This window comes from Luteimonas endophytica (genome assembly GCF_029887875.1).
In the GTDB taxonomy this organism is placed as follows: Bacteria; Pseudomonadota; Gammaproteobacteria; order Xanthomonadales; family Xanthomonadaceae; genus Luteimonas; species Luteimonas endophytica.
Genome location: NZ_JARXRM010000030.1, coordinates 85297 through 97246 on the forward strand (window position 1 = coordinate 85297; position 11950 = coordinate 97246).

The window sequence follows — 11950 nt, forward strand, 5'->3', positions numbered from 1 at the left end:
GGACCGGCCCGCGCGCTGGAGCGGGAAATCGAGGCGGCCGAGGCCGAGCTCGAGCGCAAGCTCGGCCAACCCTGAGCGCGGCACGCTCGCCCGGGCGCCGTGCAGGCGTTAGGCTTTCGTCCATGAGCGCAGTCCCGATCGAGATCGACGCATCCGCCCTGCCGCCGCTGGGCATGGCGCCTGCGGATTTCCTGCGCGACTACTGGCAGAAGCGCCCACTGCTGATCCGCAATGCCTTCCCCGGCTTCGAGTCTCCGATCACGCCCGAGGACCTTGCCGGGCTGGCCTGCGAGGACGGCGTGCTGGCACGGCTGGTCGCGCACGAGCGCGGCGACGGGTCCGGCAGCCGGGACCGCTGGCTGCTGCGAAGCGGCCCGTTTCCCGAAACGCTGTTCCCCACCCTGCCCGACCACGACTGGACCCTGCTGGTGCAGGACGTCGACAAGTGGGACGCCGACGTCGCCGCGCTGCTGCCGGCGTTCGACTTCCTGCCGCGCTGGCGGGTCGACGACATCATGGTCAGCTTCGCCGCGCCGGGCGGCTCGGTGGGCGCGCACGTCGACCAGTACGACGTGTTCCTGCTGCAGGCCCGGGGCCGGCGCCGCTGGCTGATCGACGACCGCCCCGACCCGCCGCTGCAGTTCCGCCCGGATACCGAGCTGAAGCTGCTGCAGCGCTTCGACGCGACCCATGAATGGCTGCTCGGCCCCGGCGACATGCTGTACCTGCCGCCCGGGGTGCCGCACCACGGCATCGGCGAGGACGCCTGCCTGACCTTCTCGGTCGGAATGCGCGCGCCATCGGCCGCCGAACTCATGGGCGACTGGGTCGACAGCATGATCGCCGACGCCGACGACGGGCTGCGCTATCGCGATCCCGACCTGGCGCCCCCCGCCGACCCGTTCGAGATCGATGCCGCGGCCATGGCGCGGGTGATCGAGGCCCTGAACCTGCTGCGGATGAACGATCCCGACCGGCTCGGCGACTGGTTCGGCCGCTTCATCACCCTGTACCGCGCCGGCGGCCAGGCCGCGGCGGGGGGAGACGCGCGTTCGCGCATCGAGGTCGAGTGGGACCTGCAGCAGGGCGGCACGCTGCACCGCCATCCGTTCACGCGGATGGCCTGGCGCCGCGCGCGCCGCGGCGCGCGCCTGTACGTGGCCGGCCAGGAGCATCCCCTCCCGGTGCGCGACGCCAGCCGCATCGCCGCCGCCGCCACCGTCGACGCCCGCCTCTACGCGGCGCTCGGCGACGAGGGCCGCGACCTGCTGTTCGCGCTGCTCGGCCAGGGCCACTATCAACTGCTGACGGCGGACGATGCCGCCGCGGGAGACGGGGATGGCTGAGGAAGCGCCCACCGCGCCGTTCCGGGTGGAACCGGCGGACTATGGCGCCGCCTATGCGCAGCTGCGCGAGGTCCGCGAGGCGGTGTTCGTGCGCGAGCAGCGGGTGCCGCCCGCCCTCGAGCTGGACGCCGCCGACGCCGACTGCCTGCACGTGCTCGCCCGCGACGCCGGCGACCGGCCGATCGGGACCGGACGGATGAGCCCGGACGGGCGCATCGGCCGCATGGCGGTGCTGCCCGAATGGCGCGGCCGCGGCGTCGGCACCGCGCTGCTGCAGGCCCTGCTGCGGATCGCCCGCGAGCGCGGCCTGCGCGAGGTGGCGCTCAATGCCCAGGCCGGGGCGATCGACTTCTACCTGCGCCACGGCTTCCTCGCCCACGGCGATCGCTTCCAGGAAGCCGGCATCGATCACCAGGCGATGCGGCTGGCGTTCGCGCGGCCGCAGGCGATCGAGCGCCGCGAGGACGCGGTGGCGGCCACCGTCGAGCTGGCGACGCGTGCGCGGCGCCGGCTGTGGATCTACAGCCGCGACCTCGACCCCGGCCTGCTCGACGACTCCGCGGTGCTGGAGGCGCTGCGCGGGTTCGCGATCCGCCACAGCGGCAGCGAGGCGCGCCTGCTCCTGCACGACGCCAGCGCCGCGCAGCGCGCCCACGCGCCGCTGCTGGGCCTGGCCCAGCGCCTGCCCAGCAGCTTCCGGTTCCGCGAGGTCGCCGACCCGGTCGATCGCGGCTACGCCTCCGCCTTCATCGCCAACGACGAGGGCGGCTATTACTTCCGCAGCCTCGGCAACCGCTTCGACGGCGAGTACGAGCGCCATGGCGCCGGCCGCGCCCGACAGCTCGCCGAGGCCTTCCGGCCGGTGTGGGAACGTTCGCGGCCCTGCACCGAACTGCGGGCGCTGGGGCTCTAGCGCGGCGCGCGCCGGCCCCCGACGACGGCTGAGCCGGGGCCCTCCGGCCCCGCGGCAGGTCGCTTCGCGAGCGGCCCTGCGGCTATAATCCCAAGCTTCGTGCGCCCGATTCGCGCCGCCTCCGCGCCCGCGCGGGCGCCGCGCCGCACGCCCCCTCAAAACGAGCCCCAGCAGCCCCACGTGGACAGTCTCCTGAAGCAGTTTGCGCAGTCTTCCCAGCTCGGCGCCAACGCCGCCTACATCGAGGAGCTGTACGAGCGGTACCTGGTCGATCCCGACAGCGTCGATGCGAAGTGGAAGGCCTGGTTCGACGGCTTCGCCGGGCGCGAGGCCGGGGACGTACCGCATTCGGTGGTGATGGAGGCGGTGGCCGCGGCCGGCCGCCGCGCCGCGCGCGGCCACGGGTCGGGGTCCGGTGCCGCCGACGAGCGCGAACGCCACGTCGGCCGCCTGATCACCGCCTACCGCTCGCGCGGTCACCTGGGCGCCAAACTCGATCCGCTGGGGCTGGTCCCGCCGCTCGACCCGCCGGACCTCGGCCTGCCGTTCCACAACCTGTCCGACGGCGACCTGGACGCCGAATTCAGCACCGGCGGCGTGGGCGGCCAAGAGCGCATGCGCCTGCGCGACCTGCTGGCGCTGCTCAAGGCGACCTATACCGGGCCGATCGGCGCCGAGTTCATGCACATCACCGACGCCGAGCAGCGGCGCTGGCTGTACGAGCGCCTGGAACGCGCCGGCGGCAGCTTCGACCCCGGCCCGGAGCGGCGCCGGCGCATCCTCGAGCGGCTCACCGCGGCCGAGGGGCTGGAACGCTACCTGCACACCAAGTACGTCGGCCAGAAGCGATTCTCGCTGGAGGGCGGCGACGCGCTGATCCCGCTGCTGGACACGCTGATCCACCGCGCCGGCAGCGACGGGGTGAAGGACATCGTCATCGGCATGGCCCACCGCGGCCGTCTCAACGTGCTGGTCAACACCCTGGGCAAGCCGCCGCGGCGCCTGTTCGACGAGTTCGAGGGCAAGTTCGACCACAAGCCCAGCGACGACCCGGCCCACACCGGCGACGTGAAGTACCACATGGGTTTTTCCGCCGACGTGCAGACCCCGTCCGGGCCGGTGCACCTGGCCCTCGCCTTCAATCCCTCGCACCTGGAGATCGTCGACCCGGTGGTGGTGGGCAGCGTGCGCTCGCGCCAGCACCGGCGCGGCGACAAGGCCCGCAAGCAGGTGATCCCGGTGCTGCTCCACGGCGACGCCGCCTTCGCCGGACAGGGCGTGGTGATGGAGCTGTTCCAGATGTCGCAGGCGCGCGGCTTCGCGGTCGGCGGCACCGTGCACGTGGTGATCAACAACCAGGTCGGCTTCACCACCAGCGACCGCCAGGACGCCCGCTCGACCCTGTACTGCACAGACGTGGCCAAGATGGTCGGTGCACCGGTGCTGCACGTGAACGCCGACGACCCCGAAGCCGTGGTGTTCTGCATCGAGCTGGCCTACGCGTTCCGCCAGCAGTTCGGCAAGGACGTGGTGATCGACCTGGTCTGCTACCGCCGCCACGGCCACAACGAATCCGACGAGCCGGCCGCGACCCAGCCGCTGATGTACCAGACCATCCGCAAGCACCCGACCCCGCGCGAGCTGTACGCCAAGCGCCTGGTCGAAGGCGGCGGCATCCCGGAGGAGGATGCCAAGCGCCTGGTCGACGACTTCCGCGACAAGCTCGACGCCGGCGCCGTGACCACCGAGCTGGCGGACACCCGGCCGGACGACTACGACCTGACCATCGACTGGGGCCCCTACCTGTCGGGCAGGATCGACGACCCGGTCGACACCAGCGTCGATCCGAAGCGCCTCAAGGCGCTGGCCGACGCGATCAACACCATCCCGGACGAGGTCAAGCTGCACGCGCGCGTGGCCAAGATCTACGAGGACCGCCGGCGCATGGCCGCCGGCGAGATCCCGGGCGACTGGGGCTTCGCCGAGAATCTCGCCTACGCCACCCTGCTCGACGAGGGCCACAAGCTGCGCCTGGTCGGCCAGGACAGCGGCCGCGGCACCTTCTTCCACCGCCACGCGGTGCTGCACGACCAGAACAGCGGCGAGGACTACATCCCGCTGCAGCAGCTGGTGAAGAACCCCGAGGACGCCACCATCATCGACTCGCTGCTCAGCGAGGAGGCGGTGATGGCTTTCGAGTACGGCTATTCCACTTCCGAGCCGGGCACGCTCGACATCTGGGAAGCCCAGTTCGGCGATTTCGCCAACGGCGCCCAGGTGGTGATCGACCAGTTCGTCTCCTCCGGCGAGGCCAAGTGGCAGCGCCTGTCGGGCCTGGCGCTGTTCCTGCCGCACGGCTACGAGGGCCAGGGGCCCGAGCACAGCTCCGCGCGCCTGGAGCGCTTCCTGCAGCTGTGCGCGCTGGAGAACATGTTCGTCTGCGTGCCGACCACCTCGGCGCAGGCCTTCCACATGATCCGCCGCCAGCTGTGCATGAAGACCCGCAAGCCGCTGGTGGTGATGACCCCCAAGTCGCTGTTGCGCCACAAGCTGGCGGCCTCGCCGCTGGAGGACCTGTCCGGCGGCTCGTTCCGCCAGCTGATCGCCGACGAGGCCGATCCGAAGAAGGTCAAGCGCGTGGTCGCCTGTTCCGGCAAGGTCTACTACGACCTGCTGGAGGAACAGCGCAAGCAGTCGCTCGAGCAGGTGGCGCTGATCCGGGTCGAGCAGCTGTACCCGTTCCCGCGCGAGGCCCTCGCCGCCGAGCTTGCGCGCTACGGCAAGGGCGTGGACCTGGTCTGGTGCCAGGAAGAGCCGCAGAACCAGGGCGCCTGGTACCAGATCAAGCACCACCTCGATGCCTGCCTGGGCGCCGGGCAGAAGCTGCACTACGCCGGGCGCTCGCGCTCGCCCTCCCCCGCGGTCGGTCACTTCAACGACCACGTCGAGGAGCAGAAGCAGCTGATCGCCGACGCCCTGGTCAACAAGCTCAAGGGCAAGGTCGCCGCCGAATGATTCCCACCCCACACCGCTTTCCCAGGAAGCCGCCCCATGGCCACTGAAATCAAGGTTCCCGTCCTGCCCGAGTCGGTCTCCGACGCCACCATCGCCACCTGGCACAAGAAGGCCGGCGACGCCGTCGCCCGCGACGAGAACATCGTCGACCTGGAGACCGACAAGGTCGTGCTGGAGGTGCCTTCGACCGTGGACGGGGTGATCAAGGAGCTGAAGTTCGCCGAGGGCGACACCGTGACCAGCTCGCAGGTGATCGCGGTCATCGACGAAGGCGCCAGCGCCCCGGCGGACCAGGGCGCGAGCAAGGAACCGAAGCAGGACAAGGCCGGCGGCGGCAAGGAAGACGCCGGCGCCGTGACCAAGGACGAGGCGTCCCCGGCCAAGGCCGCACGCCAGGAAGGCCCGCAGATGGCGAAGAAGGAGGACGGCGGCAAGGGCGCCGCATCGTCCGCGCAGCTGCCCCCCGGCGCCCGCTTCACCGCGCAGAAGGAAGGCATCGACCCGGCCCAGGTGCAGGGCACCGGCCGCCGCGGCGCGGTGACCAAGGAGGACCTGGTCAACTACGCGGCGGGCCGGAGCGGCGGCGTCGGCGGCGGCGCGCGTCCCGAGGAGCGCGTGGCGATGACCCGCATCCGCAAGCGCATCGCCGAGCGGCTGATGCAGTCCAAGGAATCGATCGCCATGCTGACCTCGTTCAATGAGGTGAACCTCGGCAAGGTGATGGCGCTGCGCAAGGAACTCGGCGAGCAGTTCCAGAAGGAGCACGGCATCAAGCTCGGCTTCATGAGTTTCTTCGCCAAGGCCGCCGCCAACGCGCTGCAGCGCCATCCGGTGGTCAACGCCTCGGTCGACGGCGACGACATCATCTACCACGGCTACGCCGACATCTCGGTGGCCATCTCCACCGACCGCGGGCTGGTGACCCCCGTGCTGCGCAACGTCGAGCGGATGGGTTTCGCCGAGGTCGAGCAGGGAATCGCCGACTTCGCCACCGCCGCGCGCGAGGGCGGCCTGAAGCTGGAGGACCTGCAGGGCGGCACCTTCACCATCACCAACGGGGGCACCTTCGGTTCGCTGATGTCGACCCCGATCGTCAACCCGCCGCAGTCCGCGATCCTCGGCATGCATGCGATCAAGGAGCGCGCGATCGTCGAGAACGGCCAGGTGGTGGCGGCCCCGATGATGTACATCGCGCTCAGCTACGACCACCGCATCATCGACGGCAAGGACGCGGTGCTGTTTCTGGTCGACATCAAGAACCAGCTGGAGAATCCGCACAGGATGCTGCTCGGCATGTGATGCCGAACAGCATTCCGCGATTGGTGATTCCTGGTTCGCGATTGGTGATTCGGATTCGAAAGAACCACGAACTCGACGACCGCAAACGCCTTGCTTCCGCCAATCAGCAATCACCTGTCACGAATCACGTGAGCGAATGAAATGAGCGAACAATTCGACGTCATCGTCATCGGCGCAGGCCCCGCCGGCTACCACGCCGCCATCCGCGCCGCGCAGCTGGGCATGAAGGTGGCCTGCGTGGACGCCGCGCTGGGCAAGGACGGCAAGCCGGCGCTGGGCGGCACCTGCCTGCGGGTGGGCTGCATCCCCTCCAAGGCGCTGCTCGACTCGTCGCGCCAGTACTGGAACATGGGTCATCTGTTCGGCGACCACGGCATCAGCTTCAAGGACGCGAAGATCGACGTCGGCGCCATGGTCGGGCGCAAGGACAAGATCGTGAAGCAGTTCACCGGCGGCATCGCGATGCTGTTCAAGGCCAACAAGGTGACGCCCTACTACGGCTTCGCCACGCTGCACCCGGACCGCGTGGTCAAGATCAAGCAGCACGACGACAGTGAGGTGGAACTGAAGGCCACCAACGTGATCCTCGCCGCGGGGTCCGACTCGATCGAGCTGCCGTTCGCGAAGTTCGACGGCGAGACCATCGTCGACAACGTCGGCGCGCTCGACTTCACCGAAGTGCCCAAGCGCCTGTGCGTGATCGGCGCCGGCGTGATCGGGCTCGAGCTCGGCAGCGTCTGGAACCGGCTCGGCGCGGAGGTCACCGTGCTCGAGGCGCTGCCGGAGTTCCTCGCCGCCGCCGACGCCGAGATCGCCAGGGTGGCGGCGAAGGAATTCAAGAAACAGGGGCTCGACATCCGGCTCGGCGCCAAGGTCGGCAAGACCGAGGTGAAGAAGAAGGGCAAGCAGGCCGAAGTCCACGTCACCTACGAGGACAAGGACGGAGAACAGACCGCGACGTTCGACAGGCTGCTGGTCGCGGTGGGCCGCAGGGCCGCCAGCAAGGGCCTGCTGGCCGACGGCACCGGGGTGAAGCTGGACGACCGCGGCCGCATCGAGGTCGACGAACACTGCCATACCGGCGTCGACGGCGTCTGGGCGGTGGGCGACTGCGTGCGCGGGCCGATGCTGGCGCACAAGGGCTTCGAGGAAGGTATCGCTGTGGCCGAGTTGATCGCCGGGCTGCCGGGCCACGTCAACCTCGACACCGTCCCCTGGGTGATCTACACCGAACCCGAGATCGCCTGGGTCGGCCGCACCGAGAAGCAGCTCAAGGAAGACGACGTCCCCTACAAGGTGGGCACCTTCCCGTTCGCGGCGCTCGGCCGCGCGGTGGCGATGGGCGAGCCGGCCGGCATGGTCAAGGTGATCGCGCACGCCGAGACCGACCGCGTCCTCGGCCTGCACCTGGTCGGCGCCAGCGTCTCCGAACTCGTCCACGAGGGCGTGCTGACGATGGAATTCAACGGCTCCGCCGACGATCTGGCGCGCATCTGCCATGCCCATCCCACCATGTCCGAGGCGATCCACGACGCGGCCATGGCGCTGGACAAGCGGGCGATCCACAAGACGAACTAGAGACGTGATGAAAACCCTCTGCGTCTACTGCGGCTCCAATCCGGGGAGCAGCCCGGTCTACGCGGAGCGCGCGATCGCGCTGGGGCAGAGGCTGGCGAAGGACGGCATCCGGCTGGTCTACGGCGGCGGCAACATCGGCCTGATGGGCACCGTGGCCGATGCGGTGCTCGCCGCCGGCGGCGAGGTGACCGGGGTGATCCCGCAGCAGCTGGTCGACATGGAGGTCGCCCATCGCGGCGTCACCAGCCTGGAGATCGTCGGCTCGATGCACGAGCGCAAACTGCGCATGTTCGACCTGGCCGACGGCTTCGTCGCCCTGCCCGGCGGCTTCGGTACGCTCGAGGAGATCGTCGAGATGCTGACCTGGCGCCAGCTGGGCATCGGCCGCAAGCCTTGCGCGTTCCTCGACGTCGACGGCTTCTGGTCGCCGCTGGTGGCGATGTTCGACCGCATGGTCGCCGAGCGCTTCCTGCATCCCGGCCAGCGCCTGGATCTGTGGACCGGCGACGACATCGACGCCCTGCTCGCCTGGATGCGCAGCTATGAGCCGGCGCAGGCATCGAAATGGCTGGACGAGAAGCGGCGCCAGGGCTTGCGCTGAGCACATGACCGCGATCCCCGCCAAATTCCGCGCCTTCCGCATCCACGACGACGACGGCGGCTATCGCAGCGGCATCGAGGACGTCTCGATCGACGACCTCGCGCCCGGCGAGATCGTCATCCGCACCGCGTACTCGTCGGTCAACTACAAGGACGCGCTCGCCGGCACCGGCCAGGGCAGGATCCTGCGCCGCTTTCCGCTGGTGGGCGGGATCGACGTCGCCGGCCACGTGGTGGCCTCGACCGACAAGGCCTTCGGCGAGGGCGATGCCGTCCTGGTCACCGGCTGCGGCCTGAGCGAGACCCGCGACGGCGGCTATTCGCAATACGCACGCATCGAGTCGCGCTGGGCGGTGCCGCTGCCGGCCGGGCTCGACCTGCGCGAGAGCATGATCCTGGGCACCGCCGGCTTCACCGCCGCGCTTGCGCTGCTGCGGATGACCGAGAACCGGCAGACCCCGGCGCTCGGCCCGCTCGCGGTCACCGGCGCCACCGGCGGGGTCGGCTCGCTGGCGGTGGACATCTTCAGCAGCGCCGGCTACGAGGTGCACGCCATCAGCGGCAAGCCGGAGCACGCCGGGTACCTGCGCGCGATCGGCGCCAGCGAGGTGCTGGGCCGCGATGCGCTGGCGACCACCCGGCCCATGGAGTCGACCCGCTTCGGTGGCGGCCTGGACAACGTCGGCGGGGCGATGCTGGCCAGCCTGCTGGCGCAGACGGCCCCCTACGGCAACGTCGCCAGCGCCGGGCTCGCCGCCAGCCACGCGCTGTCGGCGACGGTGATGCCCTTCATCATCCGCGGCGTGTCGCTGCTCGGGGTGGCTTCGGCCGGCACCGCGCGCGACATCCGCGACGAGGTCTGGCGGCGCCTGGCCGGCGACTGGAAGCCGCGCCACCTGGAGCGCATCCTGACCCGCGAGGTGGCGCTGGAAGCGCTGCCCGGGGCGTTCTCCACGATGCTCGCCGGCGGATCGCTGGGCCGGACCGTGGTCGCATTGGCGTAGCGGCGCGCCGCCGCTTCGTAGTGCCGGCTTCAATTCCGTGACGCAGGCAATTGATTCGCATGGAGCGAGGCCCCAGGGTACGCGGGAAATCCGCTGGAAACGCGGCGCCTCGCCTTGCGGAGACCGGCGCCGCAGTTACAATTCCACGCACACCCCGGGGAACGACATGGCGCGCATCCTGATCGTCGACGATTCGCCTTCGCAGCTTGCCGGCATCCGCCGCATCGTGGAGAAGCTCGGCCACGAGGCGCTGGCCGCCGAGGACGGCCAGGCGGGCGTCGAGGCCGCCAAGCGCGAGCTGCCCGAGCTGATCCTGATGGACGTGGTGATGCCGAACCTCAACGGGTTCCAGGCGACCCGCTCGATCAGCCGCGATCCCGCCACGCGCCACATCCCGGTGGTGCTGGTGACCACCAAGGACCAGGAAACCGACCGCATCTGGGGCATGCGCCAGGGCGCGCGCGGCTATCTCACCAAGCCGTTCAGCGAGAGCGAGCTGTCCGACGTGATCGCCAGCATCCTCGGCGCCGGCGACGCTGCGGCGAAGGCCCAGGAACCGGCGACCGGCTGAACGCCGGCCCGGCACGCCCGTCGAGGCACCGCTGGCCGGCTCAGGCCCGGCGCCAGCCGTCGCCGAATGCCTGCTGCAATGCGCGGTAGGCGGCGCGCTGGGCCTCGCTCTCCGCGCGCGGGGCCATGACCTCCAGTTCCACGATCTGGTCGCCGGCCGCGCCCCCGCGCACCCCCGGCAGGCCACGCCCGCGCAGGCGCAGCTTGCGTCCGGCTTCGCAGCCGGCCGGAACCTTGAGTTCCACGGGCCCGCCCAGGGTCGGCACGCTGACGCTCGCGCCGAGCGCCGCCTCCCAGGGCGCGACCGGCAGTACATGCACGATGTTGCCGCCATCGACCTCGAACTGCGGGTGGGCGGCGTACTCGACCTCCAGCAGCAGATCGCCCCGGCCGCCGGCGCCCTGTCCCTTGAGCCGGATCGACTGGCCGGGCCGCACCCCCTTGGGGATGCGTACCTCCAACGCCTTGCCGGCCACGTTGATGCGCAGCGAGCGCCCCTCGTACACCGCCTCCAGCGGCACCGCCAGCCGGGCGCGGGTGTCGCCGCGGGGCGGCGCGCCGCGTCCCGGCTGCGGGCCGGCCCCGGGCCGGCGCCGGCCGAACAGCTCCTCGAAGAAATCGCTGAATCCCCCGCCGGCACCGCCGCCGGCGAAGATTTCGTCGAAGTCCACGCCCCCCGGCCCGCCCTGGCCGAAGCCGCCTTGCGGCGGCTGCACCTCGTCGCCCGGGCGGTAGCCGCGCGCGCGCAGTTGGTCGTAGGCGGCGCGCTTGGCCGGATCGCGCAGGGCCTCGTAGGCCTCGTTGACCGCCTTGAAGCGCTCCTCGGCCCCGGCCTCCTTGCTGACGTCGGGGTGGTACTTGCGCGCCAGCCGCCGGTACGCGGTCTTGAGTTCGGCCTCGCCGGCGCCGGGCTCGACGCCGAGGGTCTCGTAATAATCCTTGAACTGCATGGCAAACCTTGCACTCGAAGAGGGCCGCGACGAACCGAGGCAGGCCGAGGGCCGGCCGCGCGACCCGTCACCGTTCCGAGGATCCCCACAAACGTCACGGCCCGCAAGCGGGCTTGCAGGCCGTGACCGGACGCGCTCTCGCGGAATCGCCGCCGAATCCGGCGCCCCCGTCACTGCGTGGCGTTGCCGCCTGGACCCACCTGGATGCGCCGCGGGGTGGTCTCCGGACGCTTCGGAATGCTGATCTCCAGCACGCCGTTGCGGCCGCTGGCGGTGATGCCCTCAGGATCGGCGCTGTCCGGCAGCGCGAAGCGGCGGTGGAAACTGCCGGTACGGCGCTCGACGCGCGAATAGCGCGCCTCCTCGCCGCCGGCCGCGCGGCGCTCGCCGCGGATGCTCAGGATGCCCTTGTCCATCAGCACTTCGACCTCCTGCGGATCGACCCCGGGCAGGTCGGCATGGATCACGAAACGGTTGCCCTCCTCCATGATGTCAACCCGCGGCACCCACTGGCTGGTGACCACGGAAGACTCGTCCTGCTCGTTCTCGCCGTCGAAGAACTGCTTGAAGACCTGGCGGATCTCGTCCTGCATCGCGGACTGGACCGGCCACTGCTGCGGATAACGGACTACGTGTCTCATCGGATTTCTCCATCGTCGGTTGCACGGCCGTCGC

The 11950-nt window shown here is 70.6% G+C and carries 10 protein-coding genes; 8 read left to right on the forward strand and 2 right to left on the reverse strand.

Annotated features, from left to right (window positions below; genetic code table 11):
- Positions 1-122: 122 nt before the first annotated feature.
- The 8 genes from QFW77_RS09430 (at position 123) to pilH (ending at position 10326) form a co-directional block, all read left to right on the forward strand.
- Entirely contained in the window at positions 123-1346 is a 1224-nt protein-coding gene (locus tag QFW77_RS09430; protein WP_280574340.1) for a JmjC domain-containing protein, read from the forward strand.
- Positions 1339-2259, forward strand: coding sequence for a GNAT family N-acetyltransferase (locus QFW77_RS09435; RefSeq protein ID WP_280574341.1), 921 nt, complete (start codon positions 1339-1341; stop codon positions 2257-2259). Before QFW77_RS09430 ends, QFW77_RS09435 begins: the two co-directional genes overlap by 8 nt.
- Positions 2260-2439: 180 nt before the next feature.
- Complete coding sequence (locus QFW77_RS09440; protein WP_280574342.1) at positions 2440-5274, forward strand: 2-oxoglutarate dehydrogenase E1 component; 2835 nt, start codon at positions 2440-2442, stop codon at positions 5272-5274.
- A gap of 36 nt (positions 5275-5310) precedes the next feature.
- The gene (gene sucB / locus QFW77_RS09445; protein WP_280574344.1) at positions 5311-6573 is read left to right on the forward strand and encodes a dihydrolipoyllysine-residue succinyltransferase; all 1263 of its coding nucleotides are present in this window, start codon (positions 5311-5313) and stop codon (positions 6571-6573) included.
- A 141-nt stretch (positions 6574-6714) separates the two neighbouring features.
- Positions 6715-8151, forward strand: coding sequence for a dihydrolipoyl dehydrogenase (gene lpdA, locus QFW77_RS09450; protein ID WP_280574345.1), 1437 nt, complete (start codon positions 6715-6717; stop codon positions 8149-8151).
- 7 nt (positions 8152-8158) lie between these two features.
- Entirely contained in the window at positions 8159-8752 is a 594-nt protein-coding gene (locus tag QFW77_RS09455) for an LOG family protein (RefSeq protein WP_280574346.1), read from the forward strand.
- A gap of 4 nt (positions 8753-8756) precedes the next feature.
- Positions 8757-9755, forward strand: a complete 999-nt coding sequence (locus tag QFW77_RS09460) for a YhdH/YhfP family quinone oxidoreductase (protein ID WP_280574347.1) — start codon at positions 8757-8759, stop codon at positions 9753-9755.
- Between the two features lie 166 nt (positions 9756-9921).
- A complete protein-coding gene (pilH, locus tag QFW77_RS09465; protein ID WP_280574349.1) occupies positions 9922-10326 on the forward strand; it encodes a twitching motility response regulator PilH in 405 nt (134 codons plus the stop codon).
- 40 nt (positions 10327-10366) lie between these two features.
- Here pilH and QFW77_RS09470 read toward each other — a convergent pair whose 3' ends face one another.
- Positions 10367-11275 (reverse strand): DnaJ C-terminal domain-containing protein, encoded by a 909-nt coding sequence (locus tag QFW77_RS09470; RefSeq protein ID WP_280574350.1) that lies wholly within the window; start codon positions 11273-11275, stop codon positions 10367-10369.
- Positions 11276-11445: 170 nt separating this feature from the next.
- Entirely contained in the window at positions 11446-11916 is a 471-nt protein-coding gene (locus QFW77_RS09475; RefSeq protein WP_280574351.1) for an Hsp20/alpha crystallin family protein, read from the reverse strand.
- Positions 11917-11950: the final 34 nt, after the last annotated feature.

Bases quoted from the DNA above. Each gene is read 5' to 3' on its own strand.
- QFW77_RS09475 (WP_280574351.1), bottom strand. From the start codon at position 11,916: ATGAGACACGTAGTCCGTTATCCGCAGCAGTGGCCGGTCCAGTCCGCG.
- QFW77_RS09470 (WP_280574350.1), bottom strand. From the start codon at position 11,275: ATGCAGTTCAAGGATTATTACGAGACCCTCGGCGTCGAGCCCGGCGCC.
- QFW77_RS09460 (WP_280574347.1), top strand. From the start codon at position 8,757: ATGACCGCGATCCCCGCCAAATTCCGCGCCTTCCGCATCCACGACGAC.
- pilH (WP_280574349.1), top strand. From the start codon at position 9,922: ATGGCGCGCATCCTGATCGTCGACGATTCGCCTTCGCAGCTTGCCGGC.
- sucB (WP_280574344.1), top strand. From the start codon at position 5,311: ATGGCCACTGAAATCAAGGTTCCCGTCCTGCCCGAGTCGGTCTCCGAC.
- QFW77_RS09435 (WP_280574341.1), top strand. From the start codon at position 1,339: ATGGCTGAGGAAGCGCCCACCGCGCCGTTCCGGGTGGAACCGGCGGAC.
- lpdA (WP_280574345.1), top strand. From the start codon at position 6,715: ATGAGCGAACAATTCGACGTCATCGTCATCGGCGCAGGCCCCGCCGGC.
- QFW77_RS09430 (WP_280574340.1), top strand. From the start codon at position 123: ATGAGCGCAGTCCCGATCGAGATCGACGCATCCGCCCTGCCGCCGCTG.
- QFW77_RS09455 (WP_280574346.1), top strand. From the start codon at position 8,159: ATGAAAACCCTCTGCGTCTACTGCGGCTCCAATCCGGGGAGCAGCCCG.